We start from the raw sequence: 20,096 nt of genomic DNA on the forward strand, positions 1-20,096 counted from the left end.
TCGCAGGAACCCACGGCCCGTTGATGATTATCGGCCCCGATAAAGGTTATATCCCAGTTGTTGGGCCACAGACGCAGCCAACTTTTGCCCGCGTACGCTGTTACCGACCGGATCAAGAGGGGGAGAAAACGCGGCAATCCCCATGACTCCAGGCACCACGGCCAGGATACCGCCCCCCACTCCGCTCTTGCCGGGCAGGCCTACCGTGTAGGCCCAATCGCCGGAACTACCGTACATCCCCTCCATCGTCATTTCAGCCAGAATATAGGGAGTATTAGACTCGCTCAGCACGCGTTTTTTGCTGATCGGGTTAACGCCACCAGCAGCAAGCGTAGCCCCTATGGTGGCCAGTTCAATGGTATTAAGCAGCGTTGAACATTGGCGAGTATAGACATCGCAGGCTTCCATCGGGTCGCAATACATTGCCCCAGCTGAATAAAGCAGCCAGGCGATAGCTCGATTATGGAAATTGGTGGTTTGCTCTGAATCGTTCACTTCATCGGAGAGTGCGATCTGCGCCCCCGTTAACTGCTGTTGCATAGCCAGAATACGTAACCAACGGTCTTCACGGTCACTCGCTTTCACCAGACTCACCGTTGACATTGCCCCCGCATTCACCAGCGGCGAAAGAGGTTTGCCGTTATGCAACTCCAAGGCAATTACCGAGTTAAAAGGTAAACCGGTGGGATCAGCGCCAATCTTGTCCTGCACTTCCTGTGGGCCAACGTCTTCTAGCGCCAGGGCAAGCGAACACACTTTTGAAATAGACTCCAGCGCAAAGCGAAACTCCGCATCGCCCTGAGAAATGATATCCCCGTCGACGGTCACAATCGCCAAAGCGGCTAAATGGCTTGGCACACTGGCTAAAAAAGGAATATAGCTGGCATTTTCGCCACCGCTCAAAGTGGAATACTGGGAATAGGCATCCGCTGCCACCTGCTGAAGACGCTGCACATCGATAGTCATGCTTTTAACTCCCAAACTGGGTTTGATAGGCAGAGAGCCGGTGCTCCCTTGAAAGGACCATTACGCTTTGGCAACGGGGCACTTGAGATCGAAGGCTCAAAAGCTTCACCATATCGGTTGTGTGGAGAGCGACAAAGGTTTCGTCAGCAGTCTCAACATCATCTTTGTCAGCCATCAAATGACTCCCAGACGCGTGCTAATTTAAACACTAGCCCAACCCTATAAATCCCACCAGTCTAGCGAGCAATGCCTGGCTGAATGCTCCCGCAATCAGCCAAATGCCTCCCTCCTTATTTCGCCGCCAGCTTACACAGCGTTAACGCTACGTTATAGGACGCTTCGAACGACTTGAGGGGTAAAAACTCAAACCGTGAATGGAAGTTATGTGCGCCGGTAAAGAAGTTGGGTGTTAGCAACCCTTTGGCAGACAATGCCGCACCGTCTGTGCCGCCGCGCATCGGGATCACTTTTGGCTCAATGTTTAACTCGGCCAGTGCGGCAAAAATCAAATCAATCGCCCGGCGATCGTCGGTGATGGCATTGCTGATATTGCTGTAAGTATCGCTGATGTGATACTCCACGCGGGCGGTTGGATACTGTGCGGCAATCTTATCGGCCACTTCGCCAATCTGCTGTTTACGGCGCTCAAAGTTCGCCAAATCGAAATCACGGATATTGGCCTTCAGCAGCGCTTCGCTTTGCGATGCCTGCATGCCGTTAAACCAGATATAGCCTTCGCGCCCTTCGGTATGTTCAGGAGTCTGCTGGCGATCGAAATAGCCGATGTAATCCATCGCCATCAGCAGCGGATTCACCAGCACGCCTTTGGAAGACATCGGGTGGCTGGTCACGCCGGTGAAGCGCAGTTCAGCGCTGGCGGCGTTGAAGTTTTCATACACCACTTCACCCAATTCACAGCAATCGATGGTCCAGGCAAAGTCGACGTCAAACCGCGACAAATCCAGCGCTTTGGCACCACACAGGCCAATCTCCTCGTCCGGTACAAACGCCACCACGATATCACCGTGCTGGTGCTCTGCGGTGAGGTTCTCCAGCACGGTCATTACTACCGTGACGGCCGCTTTGTTATCCGCACCCAACACGCTGGTGCCGTCGCTGAAAATGATCTCTTCCCCAGGATAGGCTTTGATTTCCGGGTGCTCAGCGGTGCGTAACCAGATATCTTGCTGCGCATTCAGGCACAAATCCTCACCGGTAAAGCGCAAGATTTGCGGATGGATGTCCGGCGATAGACCGACGTCAACGGTATCGATATGGGTGATAAAGCCGATGCGTGGCGCACCGGGTACGTTGCCTTTTTTCACTGCGGTGACGGTGGCATGTTCGTCAATGACCACATTATCCAGGCCGAGTTGGCGTAGCTCTTCCGCCAGCATTTCCGCCATTGCAAACTGGCCGGGAGTGCTGGGCAAAGTGCTGACAGCTGGGTTGCTCTGGCTGGTAACGGCCAGGTAGCGGAAGAAACGTTGGGTCAACTGCGTGGCGAGCGGTGAAGACATAATGTTGTATATGAACGCATCCCGTTTGCACGGCTTCCATGGTTGGGTTACCAGAGCAATCTTTCAGAATTCACCCTTTCGTTAGAGTTTATCTTTGCCAACTACCGCCTTTGCCGAGGCTAGCGTTGACCTCATGGTTATCATTCAATGTTGTTTGCTGACAATGTAAATTTAATGTTATTTATTAAGCGCTTTAGTACAAGCTTTATTTTTCAGTGATAGGCTCACCAACAGGAAGAGAGTGATGATAATTAAAATTACAAAGCTTGCGCTGGCCATAGCAGCGCTCTCAATAAGCTCTGGGGTAGCAGCAAAAACGTTGGTCTATTGTTCCGAAGGTTCACCAGAAAACTTTAACCCGCAACTCTACACCTCCGGGACCAGCGTGGATGCCAGCGCGGTACCGATCTATAACCGTCTGGTGGATTTCAAAGTAGGTACCACCGAGCTGCAACCTAGCCTGGCGGAAAGCTGGGACGTGAGCGAAGACGGCAAGGTGTATACCTTCCATCTGCGCCAAGGGGTGAAGTTCCAGAGCAACAAATATTTCAAGCCAACGCGCGATTTTAACGCCGACGATGTGATCTTCTCGTTCATGCGCCAGAAGGATGCCAATCATCCCTATCACAACGTGTCCAACGGCAATTACTCCAACTTCGAAAGCCTGGAGTTTGGCAAGTTAATCACCGCCATCGACAAGGTTGATGACCACACGGTGCGGTTCACGCTGGCCTATCCCGAAGCGCCGTTTGTCGCCGACTTAGGCTGGTATTTCGCCTCCATTCTCTCTGCGGAATACGCCAATAGCATGTTGAAAGCGGGCACGCCAGAACGTGTGGATATGGATCCGATTGGCACCGGGCCGTTCGAGCTGAAGCAATACCAGAAAGACTCACGCATCCTGTTTAGCGCCTTCCCAGACTACTGGCAGGGCAAGGCGAAAATCGACCGTCTGGTGTTCTCCATCACACCGGACGCGTCGATCCGTTACGCCAAGCTGGAAAAAAATGAATGCCAGGTGATGCCGTTCCCTAACCCGGCCGATCTGCCGCGCATGAAGGAAAATAAAGACATCAACCTGATGCAAAAAGCGGGTTTGAACACCGGCTTCCTGGCGTTTAACACCCAGAAAGCTCCGCTGGATAACGTCAAGGTTCGTCAGGCGCTGGCACTGGCCATCAATAAACCGGCAATCATCGAGGCAGTATTCCACGGTACCGGGATCGCGGCGAAAAATCTGCTGCCACCGGGCGTGTGGAGCGCCGACGCCGATTTGAAAGATTACGACTACGACCCGGAACAAGCCAAAGCGTTGTTGAAAGAGGCCGGCTTCGCCAACGGCATGACCATCGATCTGTGGGCAATGCCGGTTCAACGCCCGTATAACCCTAACGCCAAGCGCATGGCCGAGATGATCCAGGCAGACTGGGCGAAAGTGGGCGTCACGGCCAAAATCGTGACCTTTGAATGGGGCGAGTATTTGACCCGGGTGAAAAACGGCGAACATCAGGCCGCACTGATGGGCTGGACCACCGCAACGGGTGACCCGGACAACTTCTTTGGCCCGCTGTATAGCTGCACGTCCGCGAATGGCGGCTCCAACTCGTCAAAATGGTGTTACCAGCCGTTTGACAAACTGATCCTGGAAGCGCGTGCAGAGAGCAATCATGAGAAACGTGTGGTGCTCTACAAACAAGCCCAGCAGATGATGCACGATCAGATGCCTGCGGTGATGATTGCCCACTCAACGATTTTCGAACCGGTGCGCAAAGAGGTCACCGGGTACGAAATCGACCCGTTTGGCAAACACATTTTCTATCAGGTCGATATCAAGTAAACACTGACCCATAATCGATTTCAGGGCTTCAAACCGAGAGGGATGGAGCCTTTTTTATTTCTTCGCCAAGTCGTTAAAACCCTAGAAATCATCATAACCATTTGAATATTGTTATATTTTAATATCTTAACAATTAAACCACTATCGTCTGTGATCCAGATCCTATATTTAATCATGAGGGGCAACCTTTCTGACCCTATGCCCACAGGGAGAAGACTATCAAACCGTGACGATGGATGCGCTGGTGCTTAATCTGCATTTTCCCGCTAACTTCTTTACTCCTTAAGGCAGAACCTGACTATGGCCGAATACCAGCTAGCCACTACCTGGCGTATCAAAGCCCCGTTATCCGCGGTGTGGGAGGCGCTTTATCAACCCGATATCTGGCCAAGCTGGTGGAAAAACCTGTTACAGGTGGTTGAGATAGGTAAAGGCGACGCACTCGGCATCGGCGCGTTACATCGTTATACCTGGCAAGGCGTGCTGCCTTATCGCATCACCTTCGATATGCATGTCGTGAATATCGTGCCATTGCGATTACTCGAAGGACAAGCCAGCGGCGAAGTAGAAGGAAGGGGGCAATGGCTGTTAAGTTCCGACGGGGCTTATACTCTTGCGAGTTATACCTGGCATGTGCGAACCACGACGCGCTGGATGAACTATCTGGCCCCGTTGGCCGCACCGCTATTTCGCTGGAATCACAATGCGGTGATGCGGGCTGGAGCCAAGGGGTTGGCCCAACGATTGGGTACCAGCGTGGAAATGAGTTGATTGTCGGCTATAGTTGCAGGAAATAATCTGGAGCCGCCATGCAAATAAGACCCTTCAAAGAACCTGACCGCCCACGCCTACGCGCCCTGTATCTGGACTCGCGCCAAGCCGCCTTTACCTGGCGTGAGACGCAACATTACCGACTGGAAGATTTCGATCGCTCAACGCGAGGGGAAGAGATCTGGGTGGCAGAGCGGGATGGCAGTCTGCTGGGCTTTGTCTCGATTTACCGCGCCGATAATTTTATTCATAACCTGTACATTGATCCCCATCTACCGCCACAAGGCGTTGGTAGTGCGCTGCTACATGCCGCCGAGCAGACCTTTACCACCACCGGTTCACTCAAGTGCCTGGTAAAAAATGCCAAAGCGCTGGCCTTTTATCACAAACACGGTTGGCAGATCATTTCACCAGGCTGCGACGGTGGTGAGGAGTATTATTTGATGTATTCACCGCAGCGATAGAGTTGTTTGTCGCACATCAGTATTTCAACGTACGCAACCAAAACAGCAACGCCGCCAGGCTGACCAACCCACCCAGCCAGCAGACACCGTGCCAGCCAGCCCAGGCATAAATATGGCTACCGGCAAAGGCTCCCAGCCCACTGCCAACGGCATAAAACAACATGTAGCAACCAACCAGGCGGCTGTGGGATTGCGGATGTGCAGTGAAAATCATGCTCTGATTCAGCACATGGATCGCCTGTCCGGCCAGATCCAGCAGGATGATTCCGCCAACCAGGTAAATGATCCCCTGGCCCATCAGGCCCAAAGGTAGCCAGGCGAAAACCAGTATTAACAGGCTGACTCCACTTACCCTTTGCGCCCAGCCCCGATCGGCCAGATGCCCGGCCTTCATCGCCGCTAGCGCACCGACTGCCCCAACTAGTCCAAATACACCAATGGCCGAATGAGAAAACAGGAATGGGGGTTGGCTCAAGGGAAGCACCAACGTACTCCAGAAGATGCTGAATGCTGCGAACATCAGCAACGCCAGCATACCTCGTACCTGCAAGATCCGATCGTGGCGCAGCAGGCTCAACATGGAGCGCAGCAATTGCCAGTAGCTTAGCTTCAATTCAGAGGCAGGCTGCTTTGGCAGCATACTTGCCAGAATGGGCAGCAATATCAGTGTGATCGCCGCAGAGAAAAAGTAGACGGTACGCCAACCGCCGATATCTGCCAGTAAGCCAGAAAGCGTTCGCGCCACCAGCAAACCAATTACCACCCCACCCTGTGCGGCCCCCACCACACGCCCGCGCTCCTGTGGCGTTGCCAATGTAGCGGCAAAGGCAATCAATCCCTGCGTCATCGCAGTGCCTAATAACCCAACCAACAACATAGCTGCCAGCAACACTAAGCTGCTGCTCGATACCCCGACCATCAGCAGCGCGGCGATCAATAGGATTTGCTGCACGGCCAGCAGGCGATGGCGATTTAACCTGTCGCCTAACGGAACAACCAATAGCAACGCGCAGGCACAGCCGATCTGAGTCGCCGCGATCACCATCCCCACCCTAGCCAGGCTGATAGTAAAATCAGCCGCAATGGCATCAAGCAGCGGTTGCGCGTAATAAACATTGGCCACGCTGAAAGCACAGGCCGCTGATAGCAGCAGCACCAATGACATAGGCAAAGATTCGACAGACTTTGCGCGGATCGTTGCCAGCGGTTTATCACTCATCCTGTGCCTCGTTAAAGTAGTTTCATTATTAAACTCAATGCACTTTAGTTAAAGAAGTTTTATAATGCAACCAGAATAATGATGGAGCTGAACGATGAAACGTAAAAGCCTTGAAGATGCTCAATGCCCGGTGGCGCGCGCCTTGGATGTACTAGGGGATTGGTGGTCATTGCTGATCATCCGCGACGCCTTTGATGGCATCAGCCGATTCAGTGAGTTTCAAAAAAACCTGGGGATGGCAAAAAATATCCTTGCCACTCGCCTGCGTACGCTGGTGGCCCAGGGCATTTTGCAAGTTTGCCCAGCCGCCGATGGCAGCGCCTATCAGGAGTATGTGCTGACCGATAAAGGCCGCGAGATCTTCCCGATAATCGTTGCGCTGCGCCAATGGGGAGAAGACCATCTTTTTGCCACCGGAGAGGATTATTCACGTTTAGTGGAAGCTGACAGTGGGCAGCCAATACCCCGTATGACGCCGATCGGCCATGCCGGGCAAGAACTCAATCTAGGCAATACTCGGGTCGTAAAAGTGGATGATGAGGAATAGAAATGCTGAAAGTCATTGCTGAAGATTTTATCAAGGTTGAAGCGATAGAAATCGTGCTGCCGCTTTATCGGGAGCTGGTTGCAGCCACCAAGAAGGAACCTCGGTGTATCGCTTATGATCTGTATGTCGATCAAAAGGATGCCGGGCACTTTATCTTTATCGAAGAGTGGCCCGATCGCGCGGCGTTGGATGCGCACTGCAAGAGCGAACATTTTAAACGTCTAGTACCGCTGATTGATCAACACAAGCGTAAGGATGCCAGCTATATATTGATGGATGGCTTTTCTATGGATATAACCGGGTGAAGATAGATCAAAAAAGACTGGTCGAAATTCTTTCTCTAGGTGGGTACTTTGTGCTCGTTTATCTATGCATGCAGCTTTTCAGCAGCAGCGAATATGACTGGATGCTGGAGCCGGGAGAAAACATCTGTAACTTACCGCCAGACCCGGATGACACAAGGGACATCACCGCGCCGCTGTCTCTGTTGTTTCTGGGAGTCCCTCTGCTGATTGCTTTAATACGAGACATCATCTTTAAGGATATCTTCAAGGTGGTTCTCTACGCTTTCGGGCTGACCACGCTCATCGTTTACTGGTGGTGGTCGTTCTGGGGACAATATAGCGCCTGTGGTGGCGCAGCTTAACGCAACCGCAATAACATCAGGCTCAGAGTGCCGTTTGCCCCTCAGAGATCCCGTTCGGTTATCTGAAAATCTTCATCCCATAGCTCCAATACCCGAATACGGGAGATGAGCATTGCGTATTCCTCCGCCGATAAATCCGCCACTTTAAAAATAAATGCATGAAACCAGGGATTATTATGGCTGCTGTCGATATCAACCTGGCAACGCTGTCCCACATCGATGGCTGCGCAGACTTCGCGCAGGGCATACACCAGATCATCGCCAGCATCATCGAAATTGCCGTGGCCATAGACACCTTCAATCTGCAATAGAGAGATGCGAATTGTACGCCAATGCAATGCGCTGCATGCTGGGGAGTACTTTCTATAAGTTGCTTTCATTAGTCAGCTCCGCATATTTTCTTTACATCAAAAATGAAAGCTAGTGACTTTCAGTAGAACAGTAACAGCTCTTAATATTAACAAAAAACCCGCAATTACGCGGGTTTAGCTATCTTATTTGCCTATCAAGCCAGCACAATCAGGGCCGTACATCATTCCCACTCAATCGTTGCCGGTGGTTTCCCGCTAATATCATAAACCACACGGGAAATACCGTTGACTTCGTTAATGATGCGGTTGGAAACACGGCCGAGGAAATCGTACGGCAGGTGTGCCCAATGCGCGGTCATAAAGTCGATGGTTTCTACCGCACGCAGTGAAACCACCCAATCGTATTTACGGCCATCGCCCATCACGCCCACGGAGCGCACCGGCAAGAACACGGTGAACGCCTGGCTGACCTTGTTGTACAGATCGGCTTTGTGCAACTCTTCGATAAAGATCGCATCGGCACGGCGCAGCAGATCGCAATACTCTTTCTTCACTTCGCCCAAGACGCGCACGCCCAGACCTGGCCCTGGGAACGGGTGACGGAACAGCATGTCGTACGGCAGGCCAAGCTCCAGACCAATCTTGCGCACTTCGTCTTTGAACAGCTCTTTCAGCGGCTCAACCAGGCCCAGCTTCATCTCTTTCGGCAGGCCACCCACGTTGTGGTGCGATTTGATCACGTGCGCTTTGCCGGTAGCGGAAGCGGCGGATTCGATCACATCCGGGTAGATGGTGCCTTGTGCCAGCCACTTCACGGCGCTCTGCTTGCAAGCTTCTTCGTCAAACACTTCGACAAATACGCAGCCAATGATCTTGCGTTTGGCTTCCGGCTCATCAACGCCTGCCAGCGCGCTCAGGAAACGATTCTCTGCCGCCACGTGCACGATGTTCAGACCGAAATGGTCGCCGAACATTTCCAGCACCTGATCGGCTTCGTTCAGACGCAACAAGCCGTTATCTACGAATACGCAGGTCAGGCGCTTGCCAATGGCACGATGCAGCAGCATAGCGGTAACGGAAGAATCCACACCGCCAGACAGGCCGAGGATCACATGATCTTCACCAACCTGTTCACGAATGCGCGCAACGGCATCTTCGATGATGGTGGCAGGCGTCCACAAGGCTTCGCAACCACAGATATCCAGGACGAAACGTTCCAGAATGCGTTGGCCCTGGCGGGTGTGGGTCACTTCCGGGTGGAACTGCACGCCGTAGAAGCGTTTTTCTTCGTTGGCCATAATGGCAAACGGGCAGGTATCGGTGCTGGCAACGGTGACAAAATCCGCTGGGATCGCGGTCACTTTATCGCCGTGGCTCATCCACACGTCTAACACCGGCTTGCCTGCCGGGCTGATCGCGTCTTCGATATCACGGATCAGGGCGCTTGCCTGGGTGATTTCTACCTGCGCATAACCGAACTCACGCTCGTTTGAGCCCTGAACGTGGCCACCCAACTGCATTGCCATGGTCTGCATGCCGTAGCACACACCCAGCACAGGTACACCTGCGGTGAAGACATATTCTGGCGCACGCGGGCTGTTCAGTTCGGTGGTACTTTCCGGGCCACCGGAGAGGATGATGCCGCTTGGATTGAACTCGCGGATCTGCTCTTCGCTAACGTCCCAGGCCCACAGCTCGCAGTAAACACCAATCTCACGCACGCGGCGGGCAACCAGTTGGGTGTATTGTGAACCGAAATCCAGGATCAGGATGCGATGCTTATGAATATTTTTTGTCATGTGAGGCAAATTCCAGCAACAGAGAAAAAGAGCAAAAAGGTTATGTGGGATGAGGGTTTCCCCCATCCCTTCCCTCCCCCGCAGGAGAGAGAGTAAAGCATTAGCCCATGCGGTAGTTTGGTGATTCTTTGGTGATGGTCACGTCATGCACATGGCTTTCTTGAATACCGGCACCGCTGATGCGCACAAACTCGGCTTTGGTGCGCAATTCATCGATGGTGCCACAGCCGGTCAGGCCCATGCAGGAACGCAGGCCGCCCATTTGTTGATGAACGATCGCTTTCAGCATGCCTTTGTAAGCTACGCGGCCTTCGATACCTTCTGGCACCAGTTTATCAGCGGCGTTATCGGTCTGGAAGTAACGGTCAGAAGAGCCTTTGGACATCGCGCCCAGAGAACCCATACCACGGTAGGATTTGAACGAACGGCCCTGATACAGCTCGATTTCGCCCGGAGATTCTTCTGTACCAGCCAGCATCGAACCGACCATTACGCAGGACGCACCGGCAGCAATGGCTTTGGCGATATCACCAGAGAAACGGATACCACCGTCAGCGATAACTGGGATACCGGTGCCTTCCAGCGCTTCGACCGCATCGGCGATAGCGGTGATCTGAGGAACACCCACGCCAGTAACGATACGAGTGGTACAGATGGAACCAGGACCGATACCCACTTTTACCGCGCTCACGCCGGCTTCCATCAGGGCTTTGGCACCCGCGCCGGTAGCAACGTTACCGCCAAGAATTTGTAAATCTGGGTATTTGGCACGGGTTTCGCGGATGCGCTGTAACACGCCTTCGGAATGACCGTGTGAAGAGTCGATAAGCAGTACGTCAACACCGGCGGCAACCAGCGCATCAACGCGCTCTTCGTTACCGGCACCGGCACCCACCGCAGCGCCTACGCGCAGACGGCCATGCTCATCTTTACAGGCGTTAGGTTTACGCTCTGCTTTCTGGAAGTCCTTGACGGTGATCATGCCCAGCAGATGGAAGCTATCGTCCACCACCAGCGCTTTTTCAACGCGCTTTTCGTGCATTTTTTGCAGCACAACTTCACGCGCTTCGCCTTCCTTGACGGTAACCAGGCGCTCTTTTGGCGTCATCACCGCAGTGACGGGTTGAGTCAGGTCGGTCACGAAGCGAACGTCACGGCCGGTAATAATCCCTACCAGTTCGTTTTCTTCAGTAACTACCGGGTAACCGGCAAAACCATTACGCGCGGTTAACTCTTTCACTTCTGCCAGCGTGGTGGAAGGAGTGACGGACTGTGGGTCCGTGACCACGCCGCTTTCATGCTTTTTCACCCTGCGGACTTCTTCCGCCTGGCGCTCAATGGACATGTTTTTGTGAATGAAGCCCAGACCGCCTTCCTGCGCCAGCGCAATGGCCAGGTTGGATTCGGTTACGGTATCCATGGCTGCGGACAGCATAGGGATATTCAGGCGGATAGTTTTGGTCAGTTGGGTGCCAAGATCTGCGGTATTAGGCAGAACTGTGGAGTGGGCTGGAACCAGGAGAACGTCATCAAACGTTAGAGCTTCTTTTACAATACGTAGCATGGGCAATATCTCACCAAGGTGGATGCAGAAAAGATAAAATATTGCCGTGGCATTATACAGAGCGTAATCGGTTGCCTCCAGCACTTTCTTACAAAAACTCTTGATTACCTTTCGCCGAGCTGTAATATCGACCAATTAAGTGCTTGTTTTGAAATTTGATCTGGGTCACATGTCACTACCTACTTCACCGTCCATTTTTACCGTAAGCCGCCTCAATCAGACGGTTCGACAGCTGCTGGAAATGGAAATGGGGCAGATTTGGCTCTCTGCCGAGATCTCCAACTTCTCCCAGCCCTCTTCTGGCCACTGGTATTTCACGCTGAAAGATGACCGTGCCCAGGTGCGTTGCGCGATGTTCCGCAACAGCAACCGCCGCACCACCTTCCGTCCGCAAAATGGCCAGCAGGTTCTGGTGCGGGCCAGCATCACGCTGTATGAGCCACGTGGTGATTACCAACTGATAGCCGAAAGCATGCAGCCTGCCGGTGACGGCCTGTTGCAACAGCAATTCGAACAGTTGAAACAGCGTCTGGCGGCCGAAGGTTTGTTTGATCAACAGTTCAAACAACCGCTGCCGAGCCCAGCCAAGCGCGTTGGGGTGATCACTTCCGCCAGCGGCGCGGCGCTGCACGATATTTTGCAGGTGCTACAACGGCGTGACCCTTCGCTGCCGATCGTGATTTATCCAACCTCCGTGCAGGGCGCAGAAGCTCCGTTGCAGATCGTCCGCGCTATCGAAACCGCCAACCGGCGCGATGAGTGTGATGTGCTGATCGTCGGACGCGGCGGTGGCTCGTTAGAAGATTTATGGAGCTTTAACGACGAACGCGTCGCGAAGGCCATTTTTGCCAGCCATATTCCGATCGTCAGCGCCGTTGGCCATGAAACCGACGTCACCATAGCCGACTTTGTTGCCGACCTGCGGGCACCTACCCCTTCCGCCGCCGCAGAGTTGGTCAGCCGTAATCAGCTTGAGCTGTTACGCCAGTTACAGTCACAGCAACAGCGGCTGGAAATGGCGATGGATTATTATCTGGCACAGCGCCAGCAGCAGTTCACCCGCATCAACCATCGTCTGCAACAACAGCATCCGCACCTGCGGCTGGCACGGCAGCAAACGCTGTTGTTCAAGCTTCAACGCCGTTTGGAAGAGGGGATGCAGCAGCAGTTGCGGTTATCCTCCCGCCGCAGTGAGCGTGTACAGCAGCGCTTGACGCAGGTACAGCCGATGGGCCGTATTCACCGCTTGCAGCAGCGTATTCAGCAGCAGGAATATCGTTTGCAGCAGGGGATGGAGCGGCAGCTCAATGGCTATCGCCAGCGCTTTGGCGTGGCATGCAGTCAGTTGGAGGCCGTTAGCCCGCTGGCGACGTTGGCGCGTGGTTATAGCGTGACGCAGACGCCACAGGGTGAGTTATTGAAAACCACCAAGCAGGCACAGGTCGGGGAAATGTTGAAAACCCGCCTGCAAGATGGCTGGGTAGAAAGCGAAGTCAAAACCATCACCGTGGCGAAAAAGCCGCGTAAGAAACGCGTGGTGGAATAGCCGTTAATGGTGAAGCTGATCGATTTTTTATCCAAAGTCAGACAGATTTTCGATACAAATGTAGTACGGCTTCACGCGTAGGCAATTCACGCTTCGATTCTTCCTGAGTAACATCATAACCTTCCAAGCGCAGACTGGCAGCATAGTTTGAACGACGCGTCTGGGTACAATAGGCTAATTTGGCTTGTAAGCTGGTCTTTTTCATAGAGAACACCTTATTTAGGAACCTGGATAGCTATGTACCAATGATAACCAATTCCAAGCCAAACTTCATCCAATTTGGTAGTCCCCCAACCCTCAACAGAGGGTTGGGGGATGACATCAGTTACAGCTCATAGCTATCGCGACAAACGCCGTTCACCCACAGTTCACGAGTCTCGCCCACAGGCAGTACCACCTTCAGCGCTTGCCATGCCGGTTTGAAATGCCCCTCTTGGCTGAAGGTCAGTTCGATACGCTGATTGTCGCCCACCGCCTCCCAGCGCAGCCACAGCGCATTGTTCTGCTGCCAGCCATGACTTTCCCCGTCATCTTCAAACAGCAGGCCTGAGGACCATCCACAGCCCTTGGTAGGGAACAAGTGCAGTTCCCGGCGATCGTCTGCTGCAATATCCACATGCCCCAGTCGTTGTGACATCGGGATCCCGGCACCAGCGCGGACCAGCAGCGGCAAGCGTTCCAACGGTGCGTCCAGCACAATACTTTGCCCACCGCTGTACCATTGGCCGCTAGAGAAGCAATACCAGCCATCAACGTTGTCCGGCAGATAGACTTCGCGCTGGCGTTGTCCCTGCTCCACCACGCTGGCCACCAGCAGATCGCGGCCAATCAGGAAATCATCGGTCTCGCCGAAGGTGCGCTCATCGTGCTCGTGATCGAGGAAGGTAGGCCGCAGCATCGGTTCATCGTCATGGCTTGCCTGCCACAGCAACGTGTAGAAGTACGGCATCAGCCGATAGCGCAGGTTGATCGCCTCACGGATCATTGGCGTAGCCGCTGGGTACATCCAGGGTTCGTTAACCGTGGCATCATCATTCCACGAATGGATGGTAAAGCGCGGATGCATTACGCCGTTCTGCACCCAGCGTACCAGCAGTTCTGCATCCGGTTTATCGCCAGAGAAACCACCAACGTCATGGCCAACGTTAAATAGCCCAGACAGGCTCATGCCAACCCCCATGCGGGTGTTATAGCGCAGGGTTTGCCAACTGGTGCGGTTATCGCCGCTCCAGGTTTGCACGTAGCGCTGCATCCCGGCACAGCCGGAACGTGAGATCAGATAAGGCCGCAGGTTCGGTGCAAAACGCTGTTGAGCTTCAAGCGAGGCACGCATCATCAGCAACGGCATTACCGGGCGAATATGCTTGATGGCGATTGGCTTGCCGAAGCCGTGGCAGCGCGCCTCACCATCCCACACTTCATACTCGTTGTTGTCATTCCAGGTGGAATCAATCCCCATCTCCAACAGTTGCTCTGTCACCCCCTGTTGCCACCAGCGCACGGCTGCCGGGTTGGTGAAATCGAGATGTGAACCTTCATCATCCCAGAAGCTGGAGCGTTCCGGGCCGTCACTTTGCGAATCGCGGATAAACAGGCCAAGCTCCGCCACCTGTTGGTATTTGGGATGATCTTGCAACAGGCAGGGTTTGATATTCGCTGCCAGCTTCAACCCCGCGTCGTGGAAAGCCTGACTCAACTGCTTGGGTTGTGGCACCTTGTCGTAGTTCCAGTTGAACACGTAGCGCTTGTTATTGATCGAGGTGTAGCCGGAAGAGAGCTGGAACGAGTCGCACGGAATGGCGTGTTGGCGGCACAGCTGGATAAACTGCTGCAACTGCTGTTGAGCATCTGGCGCATCGGTGTAATGCATCGTCGAGCCGCTGTAACCCAGGCTCCACTTCGGCCCAAAGTGGGTTTTACCGGTCAACCGCACGAAGGCTTTGGTGACGTCGAGCACCTGAGGGCCAAGGAACAGATAGTAATCCAGATCGCCCGCCTCAGCCTGGTAGCGGCGATAGGCCAGGTGATAGTTGTCGATCTCATTACCCAGATCCAGCCAGCAGCTGCTCAGGTTGTCGTAGAACAGGCCAAAGCTGACCTCTTCACGGCGCGTGATGGTAAACGGGATATGTTTGTAGAGCGGATCGGTGCTGGCGGCGTTGTAACCCATCGCGTCCAGGTTGCGCATCTCAAAGCGGCGGCCGGTACGTTCCAGATCGCCCGCCTTCTCACCCAGGCCATAATAACGTTCGCCCTTATGGCGGCGCTGATAGTGCGCCACGCCATCGCCGTGCGCATTAAGCAGATAGGCACTGGTCGGGCGATCCGCAGCCATTGGCAACCATTCCCCCACCGCGTTGCAATATTCCCATTCCAGCCACAGCGGTTGATGTACCGTCACTCGCAGTTGCGGCGTTGCCACCGTCAAAGTATCGCCCTGCTGCTGAAGTTGATAACCCGGCAGGCCAAAACCGGCGACGCTGAGGCGATCGCGCCCTTCCCAAGGTACATCCTCCTGCGGGGCGATACTCCAGGTGCGATCCAGTGCCAGTTCGCCATGGCGTTTGATCAGCACGCGGAACAGATTGTTTTCCAACACATACAGACAGAACAGATGTTGCTCATCCACCAGCAATTCAACACGATCGGCGAATTGTCCCGCCAGCGTCCAGTTTTTTAACGTTTTCATAGGGATCCAACTTAAACAGTAGATGAAGGTTTTTTGCCACGCTCGGCGATCAAGCCAATCAGGAACATGGCACCGATCAGATCGAAGAAGCCCATGGCGACGAATAGCGGGTTGAAGCCAACGGTGTCGGAAACGGCACCAATCAACAGCGTAAACAGGAAACTGGCGATCCAGGCGCTGGAGCCGCGCATGCCGTTCACCGTGGCCATCTGGTTTTTATCGAAGGACTCCACCACCAGTGCGCTCAACATGCAGGAGATCACCTGATGGCCAAAGCCACCAATGGAGATCAGCGCAATCGCGATGTAGGGATCTTTGGTGATGGCAACAAACGCCAGCGACACCATCATGAAGGCTCCGGTCACCGAGCTGGCCACCACCGAGTTCACACGGGAACAGCCAAACCATTTGCGATACAGCGTAGTGAGGTAACCACTGGTGACGCTGCCGATATCTGCCGCCAGGAACGGCAGCCAGGCAAACATGGCGATCTGTTTGAGATCCATGCCGCGCTCGGTGGCCAGGTAGAGCGGAACCCAGAAGCTGAATACCGCCCAGGCAGGTTCAGCCAGAAACGCCGGGATGGCGATGCCGTAGAATTTTTTGTTTTTGCACAGGATCGCCAACGATTTAAAGAACGGCAGCTTTGGCAGTACCGGCTCATTATCTTCGTTGATCAGATCGAATTCCTTTTGGCTCAGGTTCGGGTGCTCCTGCGGCGAGTGGTAAAACACCCACCACAGCACTACCCAGACCAACGCCAGAGCACCGGAGAACAGGAATGCTCCCTGCCAGCCGAAGGACACATGGGCAATTACGATAATCGGCGGAGCCAGCATCGCCCCGATCGAGAAACCTACCCCGGCCCAGCCAGCAGCAATCGGCCGTTCTCTTTTCGGGAACCAGTCGGAAATCGCTTTGGCGTTAGCGGGCGTAGCTGCCGCTTCTGCCCCTCCCATGAAGAAGCGCAGGATCGCCAGTTGCAGCCAGGTACCCGCACCAGCATGCATCATGCACACCACGGCCCAGATGCTGGCACACACCAGGAACCCCATCTTCAGACCGATAACGTCGATCAACCAGCCGCAGATCGGTTGGAATACGGTATAGGCCAGTTGGAAAGATGCCACCACCCAGGAATATTGCTCGGTGGTCATGTTGAGGCTGGTTTTCAGCTCCGGTGCCAAAATACCCAGCGAGTTGCGGGTAATGTAGTTAACCGTAACGCCCAGCAGGAACAGGGCCAACATCCACCAGCGTAACGATTTGAATTTACGGCGGCCGCTGGCTGCTACCGTTTGATTGATTTCTACACTCATCGTGATCTCCGTGGCGACAATACGCCTATTTGGTAGGGCAACTCTGGCTAACGGAGGTTTTAACAGCGTTATTTGTGACGGCGGCCACAAATACAACGGCAATGCTGCGACAACCCTATGATTTAATGTTGTTTTACTTGTATTCCAGCCTAAGAATTGGACTGATAAATCTATAAAATTGGTGTACCAATGCAGACTAACCAGCGGGGAGCGCGAGTGAAATGGCGATTTTTGCAAAAATTTTCATAAGCTAGCTAAAATTTCGCCGTTATGGCCATATAACGCCGTATACAAAACAGATAGATGCCATGAGAATATTTTCATGGTCGAATTTGAAGGAGATCACATATTGAACGGAAAGCTGAAAATACAGGAAATTGCGCGCCAAACCGGGCTATCGATCAGCACCGTTTCACGCGTGCTGGCAGGCAAATCCAACACCAGTGCCGAGGCTCGGCAACGGGTGCTGGCCTGCGCGCAGCAAAACGGTATTTTGCAGGGGCTTTCCAACGGCAGGCTGATGTTGAACAACGTGATGGTGTTTGCCCCACAGCGCGCCTTTGATGTCCGCACCGATATCTTCTATTACAAGGTGATCCAGGGGATTGCTAGCGCATTGGCGCAACATGACGTGAGGATCCGCTACTGCGGGTTGGAGGAGCAACACAGCGACAGCATGCTGTTTTTGGAAAAGATGAGCGATCCGTTAACCGAAGCCGTGCTAATCATCGGTATTGACGACGACCATATCCATACGCTGGCCGCCGATCTGAACAAGCCCTGTATCCTGATCAACTGTACCGATCGCCAGATGCGGCTGGACAGCGTTTCCCCCGATCATCAACTGATTGGGGAATATTCCGCCAATTATCTGTTCCAGCAGGGCCACAGCCGTATCCTCAATCTGCAATGCCTGCGGCGCAACACCATGGAACTGCGGCTGGCGGGGATCAAGCAGGCCTATACGCGGCACAATGTTCTGTTCGACGATCGTCAGCATCTGGTCACCACCTCCGGTTTCGGCAGCGAAGAAGCCGAACAGGCCATCACGGCCTTTATCAACGGCGTCACTGACCGGGCACTATTGCCGACAGCGATCCTGGCTGGGGGTGACTATATGGCGGTGGGTGCCGTCAATGCGCTAAAGAAGATGCATATCGGCGTGCCGGGGAATATGTCAGTGATGAGTACGGATGGCTTTAATCTGGCGGAAATCCACGACGTGCCGCTAACCTCCGTTCACGTTCCTCGTGATGAGCTGGGTACCGAAGCCATCGCGCTGTTGCAACGCCGTATGCTGCGCCCGGATGCGCCACCAAGCAACATGCTGTTGCATGGCCGCTTAGCGGTACGGGCCTCGGTCAAACGGCTCAGCCCCAACAAGGTGACGCCAGCGGTCAGCACTCACGACCACCGGCTCTATTGAGGTCATTCGACTAATTGGTAGCTGAACTTCACCCGCTTTTTGGAGATCAGGCCATGGCCGTGCTGGCAGAGGTAATCCACGGCCCCGCAGGCTTTCAGCTCCTGCAGCGGTTGCCCGCAGTCGGGGCAGTCGGCAAGCTGGCGATATTCGCTCTGACAAGTGTCACAATGGTAGTCACCCTTCACCCAGTTCATCGGCTGGGCACAAACCGGACATAAGGCGTCCATCTTTCCTCCTAATGCTTGTAAGTTAATACTATCAGTCTCCCCTCACCCCGGCCCTCTCCCGATATAACGTCCAGGAATACCCTACGCACAGTGATGGGGAGAGGGGGCAAGCCCGGAGCTGCTGGTTGGTGCAGAGGTTAAATTGTAGCACGTTCAGTCCCCTCTCCCTGTGGGAGAGGGTTAGGGTGAGGGGCTTAACTGACAAGCATTATTCTCTTTCCTTCAGCTTCAAATCACGCCCCACGAGCGTAAGAAAGAGATCCCCAACGCGGTGGTAAAAAAAGATCCCACTGTGGTGATCGCAATAATATTGGCGGCCAACGTCGCATTGCCCCCCATGGCGCGCGTCATCACATAGCTGCCGGAAGCGGTTGGCGTCGCCGAGAACATAAAAATAATGCCGAGCGTAGCGCCTTCGAAACCGCAAAGCCAGCCCCCCAACGTCATCAGCACCGGCACCAAAAACAGTTTAGCCGACGACGATAATGCCGCGACGTTGGAAGACCGGAACATCGCCCGCAGATCGAGGCTGGCCCCGGTACACAGCAAGGCCAACGGTAATGAAAGGCCTGAGATATAGCTGCCAGTCTGCTTGAGCACCGGCGCAATACCCAGCCCGGTCTGCGCATAGGCCAGGCCACTCAGCAACCCCAGGATCAACGGGTTGGTCACGATGCTGCGGAGCAATGACAGATGTTTGATCTTCTGCCCATTGCCGCCTTGCAGGCTGCGGGTCAGCGTGATGACCGACAGCACGTTAAACAGGATCACCGTCACGGTCAGATACAACGAAGCAATCGCGACGCCTTCATCGCCGTAGGCGGTCATGGCATAAGCCAAACCGACAATCGCAGTATTCGCCCGGAATCCCCCCTGTACGAACACACCGCGCTCACGGGGTTCTTTCACCAGCCACTTGGCCGCGAACTCCAGCAGCAGGAAGGTCGCTATGGTGCCCACCGCACCGTAGATCACCAGCGCGAAATTATCACGTAGCTGCGGGTGGTTGGTGGCAATACTGAAAAACAGCAGGCAAGGCAGCGCCAGATTGAAGACCAGCTTGGTAGCCCCATCAATAAAGCGATCGTCCATCAGCCGACAGTGGCGCAGCAGGATCCCCAGCAGCATCATCAATAAGTTGGGCACGGTGACGCTAAAGGCAAAACTCCAGGTTTCCCAGGACATGAGGTTCCTTCGCTGAGTCGGTAAAAAGGAGATATTGGTAGATAATAGAACACGTTAAGC

Annotated in this window: 19 protein-coding genes; 8 read left to right on the forward strand and 11 right to left on the reverse strand. The window is 54.0% G+C overall.

The window, feature by feature from the left end; translation table 11 throughout:
- Positions 1-27: 27 nt before the first annotated feature.
- Together glsA and pepT are read right to left on the reverse strand one after the other, a co-directional pair.
- A complete protein-coding gene (glsA, locus tag ACRDCA_RS27440) occupies positions 28-966 on the reverse strand; it encodes a glutaminase A (RefSeq protein ID WP_438692324.1) in 939 nt (312 codons plus the stop codon).
- A 290-nt stretch (positions 967-1,256) separates the two neighbouring features.
- Positions 1,257-2,486 carry a peptidase T gene (gene pepT / locus ACRDCA_RS27445; RefSeq protein WP_438692325.1) on the reverse strand — a complete coding sequence of 410 codons (1,230 nt, stop codon included), beginning with the start codon at positions 2,484-2,486 and terminating at the stop codon, positions 1,257-1,259.
- Positions 2,487-2,730: 244 nt separating this feature from the next.
- Between pepT and ACRDCA_RS27450 the strand changes: the two genes are divergently transcribed.
- The 3 genes from ACRDCA_RS27450 (at position 2,731) to ACRDCA_RS27460 (ending at position 5,558) form a co-directional block, all read left to right on the forward strand.
- Positions 2,731-4,323 (forward strand): ABC transporter substrate-binding protein, encoded by a 1,593-nt coding sequence (locus ACRDCA_RS27450; RefSeq protein WP_438692326.1) that lies wholly within the window; start codon positions 2,731-2,733, stop codon positions 4,321-4,323.
- A 300-nt stretch (positions 4,324-4,623) separates the two neighbouring features.
- The gene (locus ACRDCA_RS27455) at positions 4,624-5,094 is read left to right on the forward strand and encodes an SRPBCC family protein (protein ID WP_438692327.1); all 471 of its coding nucleotides are present in this window, start codon (positions 4,624-4,626) and stop codon (positions 5,092-5,094) included.
- Positions 5,095-5,132: 38 nt separating this feature from the next.
- The gene (locus ACRDCA_RS27460; RefSeq protein WP_438692328.1) at positions 5,133-5,558 is read left to right on the forward strand and encodes a GNAT family N-acetyltransferase; all 426 of its coding nucleotides are present in this window, start codon (positions 5,133-5,135) and stop codon (positions 5,556-5,558) included.
- Between the two features lie 16 nt (positions 5,559-5,574).
- On the opposite strand, the gene ACRDCA_RS27465 is transcribed toward ACRDCA_RS27460, so the two are convergent.
- Positions 5,575-6,777, reverse strand: a complete 1,203-nt coding sequence (locus ACRDCA_RS27465) for an MFS transporter (protein WP_438692329.1) — start codon at positions 6,775-6,777, stop codon at positions 5,575-5,577.
- Positions 6,778-6,871: 94 nt separating this feature from the next.
- Between ACRDCA_RS27465 and ACRDCA_RS27470 the strand changes: the two genes are divergently transcribed.
- From ACRDCA_RS27470 to ACRDCA_RS27480, 3 genes are read left to right on the forward strand one after another with little or no spacing between them, the layout of a single operon-like run.
- Complete coding sequence (locus tag ACRDCA_RS27470; RefSeq protein WP_438692330.1) at positions 6,872-7,324, forward strand: winged helix-turn-helix transcriptional regulator; 453 nt, start codon at positions 6,872-6,874, stop codon at positions 7,322-7,324.
- A gap of 2 nt (positions 7,325-7,326) precedes the next feature.
- A complete protein-coding gene (locus ACRDCA_RS27475; protein WP_438692331.1) occupies positions 7,327-7,629 on the forward strand; it encodes a putative quinol monooxygenase in 303 nt (100 codons plus the stop codon).
- Entirely contained in the window at positions 7,626-7,970 is a 345-nt protein-coding gene (locus ACRDCA_RS27480; protein ID WP_438692332.1) for a DUF2645 family protein, read from the forward strand. Before ACRDCA_RS27475 ends, ACRDCA_RS27480 begins: the two co-directional genes overlap by 4 nt.
- A gap of 41 nt (positions 7,971-8,011) precedes the next feature.
- Here ACRDCA_RS27480 and ACRDCA_RS27485 read toward each other — a convergent pair whose 3' ends face one another.
- From ACRDCA_RS27485 to guaB, 3 genes are all read right to left on the reverse strand, one after another.
- Positions 8,012-8,350, reverse strand: a complete 339-nt coding sequence (locus ACRDCA_RS27485) for a hypothetical protein (RefSeq protein WP_438692333.1) — start codon at positions 8,348-8,350, stop codon at positions 8,012-8,014.
- A gap of 152 nt (positions 8,351-8,502) precedes the next feature.
- On the reverse strand, positions 8,503-10,080 hold the full coding sequence (guaA, locus tag ACRDCA_RS27490; RefSeq protein ID WP_438692334.1) for a glutamine-hydrolyzing GMP synthase: 1,578 nt from the start codon (positions 10,078-10,080) through the stop codon (positions 8,503-8,505).
- 100 nt (positions 10,081-10,180) lie between these two features.
- Positions 10,181-11,644, reverse strand: coding sequence for an IMP dehydrogenase (gene guaB, locus ACRDCA_RS27495; protein WP_438692335.1), 1,464 nt, complete (start codon positions 11,642-11,644; stop codon positions 10,181-10,183).
- Between the two features lie 169 nt (positions 11,645-11,813).
- Here guaB and xseA point away from each other — a divergent pair, with 169 nt between their 5' ends.
- Complete coding sequence (gene xseA, locus ACRDCA_RS27500) at positions 11,814-13,190, forward strand: exodeoxyribonuclease VII large subunit (RefSeq protein ID WP_438692336.1); 1,377 nt, start codon at positions 11,814-11,816, stop codon at positions 13,188-13,190.
- Positions 13,191-13,227: 37 nt separating this feature from the next.
- Here xseA and ACRDCA_RS27505 read toward each other — a convergent pair whose 3' ends face one another.
- The 3 genes from ACRDCA_RS27505 to ACRDCA_RS27515 form a co-directional block, all read right to left on the reverse strand.
- On the reverse strand, positions 13,228-13,395 hold the full coding sequence (locus ACRDCA_RS27505; RefSeq protein ID WP_438692337.1) for a YhfG family protein: 168 nt from the start codon (positions 13,393-13,395) through the stop codon (positions 13,228-13,230).
- 120 nt (positions 13,396-13,515) lie between these two features.
- Positions 13,516-15,879 carry a TIM-barrel domain-containing protein gene (locus ACRDCA_RS27510; RefSeq protein ID WP_438692338.1) on the reverse strand — a complete coding sequence of 788 codons (2,364 nt, stop codon included), beginning with the start codon at positions 15,877-15,879 and terminating at the stop codon, positions 13,516-13,518.
- 11 nt (positions 15,880-15,890) lie between these two features.
- Positions 15,891-17,198 (reverse strand): MFS transporter, encoded by a 1,308-nt coding sequence (locus ACRDCA_RS27515; RefSeq protein ID WP_438692339.1) that lies wholly within the window; start codon positions 17,196-17,198, stop codon positions 15,891-15,893.
- A gap of 349 nt (positions 17,199-17,547) precedes the next feature.
- Between ACRDCA_RS27515 and ACRDCA_RS27520 the strand changes: the two genes are divergently transcribed.
- On the forward strand, positions 17,548-18,624 hold the full coding sequence (locus ACRDCA_RS27520; RefSeq protein ID WP_438692340.1) for a LacI family DNA-binding transcriptional regulator: 1,077 nt from the start codon (positions 17,548-17,550) through the stop codon (positions 18,622-18,624).
- Positions 18,625-18,626: 2 nt separating this feature from the next.
- Here ACRDCA_RS27520 and ACRDCA_RS27525 read toward each other — a convergent pair whose 3' ends face one another.
- On the reverse strand, positions 18,627-18,851 hold the full coding sequence (locus ACRDCA_RS27525) for a zinc ribbon domain-containing protein (protein WP_438692341.1): 225 nt from the start codon (positions 18,849-18,851) through the stop codon (positions 18,627-18,629).
- Between the two features lie 228 nt (positions 18,852-19,079).
- Positions 19,080-20,036 (reverse strand): AEC family transporter, encoded by a 957-nt coding sequence (locus ACRDCA_RS27530; protein WP_438692342.1) that lies wholly within the window; start codon positions 20,034-20,036, stop codon positions 19,080-19,082.
- Between the last annotated feature and the right edge of the window lie 60 nt (positions 20,037-20,096).

This window comes from Serratia sp. (in: enterobacteria), from assembly GCF_051654945.1.
In the GTDB taxonomy this organism is placed as follows: Bacteria; Pseudomonadota; Gammaproteobacteria; order Enterobacterales; family Enterobacteriaceae; genus Chania.

Coding starts and splice junctions, on each gene's coding strand:
- ACRDCA_RS27470 (WP_438692330.1), top strand. CDS start 6,872: ATGAAACGTAAAAGCCTTGAAGATGCTCAATGCCCGGTGGCGCGCGCC.
- ACRDCA_RS27510 (WP_438692338.1), bottom strand. CDS start 15,879: ATGAAAACGTTAAAAAACTGGACGCTGGCGGGACAATTCGCCGATCGT.
- xseA (WP_438692336.1), top strand. CDS start 11,814: ATGTCACTACCTACTTCACCGTCCATTTTTACCGTAAGCCGCCTCAAT.
- ACRDCA_RS27525 (WP_438692341.1), bottom strand. CDS start 18,851: ATGGACGCCTTATGTCCGGTTTGTGCCCAGCCGATGAACTGGGTGAAG.
- ACRDCA_RS27485 (WP_438692333.1), bottom strand. CDS start 8,350: ATGAAAGCAACTTATAGAAAGTACTCCCCAGCATGCAGCGCATTGCAT.
- guaA (WP_438692334.1), bottom strand. CDS start 10,080: ATGACAAAAAATATTCATAAGCATCGCATCCTGATCCTGGATTTCGGT.
- ACRDCA_RS27460 (WP_438692328.1), top strand. CDS start 5,133: ATGCAAATAAGACCCTTCAAAGAACCTGACCGCCCACGCCTACGCGCC.
- ACRDCA_RS27475 (WP_438692331.1), top strand. CDS start 7,327: ATGCTGAAAGTCATTGCTGAAGATTTTATCAAGGTTGAAGCGATAGAA.
- ACRDCA_RS27455 (WP_438692327.1), top strand. CDS start 4,624: ATGGCCGAATACCAGCTAGCCACTACCTGGCGTATCAAAGCCCCGTTA.
- guaB (WP_438692335.1), bottom strand. CDS start 11,644: ATGCTACGTATTGTAAAAGAAGCTCTAACGTTTGATGACGTTCTCCTG.
- ACRDCA_RS27465 (WP_438692329.1), bottom strand. CDS start 6,777: ATGAGTGATAAACCGCTGGCAACGATCCGCGCAAAGTCTGTCGAATCT.
- ACRDCA_RS27450 (WP_438692326.1), top strand. CDS start 2,731: ATGATAATTAAAATTACAAAGCTTGCGCTGGCCATAGCAGCGCTCTCA.
- ACRDCA_RS27505 (WP_438692337.1), bottom strand. CDS start 13,395: ATGAAAAAGACCAGCTTACAAGCCAAATTAGCCTATTGTACCCAGACG.
- pepT (WP_438692325.1), bottom strand. CDS start 2,486: ATGTCTTCACCGCTCGCCACGCAGTTGACCCAACGTTTCTTCCGCTAC.
- ACRDCA_RS27530 (WP_438692342.1), bottom strand. CDS start 20,036: ATGTCCTGGGAAACCTGGAGTTTTGCCTTTAGCGTCACCGTGCCCAAC.
- ACRDCA_RS27515 (WP_438692339.1), bottom strand. CDS start 17,198: ATGAGTGTAGAAATCAATCAAACGGTAGCAGCCAGCGGCCGCCGTAAA.
- glsA (WP_438692324.1), bottom strand. CDS start 966: ATGACTATCGATGTGCAGCGTCTTCAGCAGGTGGCAGCGGATGCCTAT.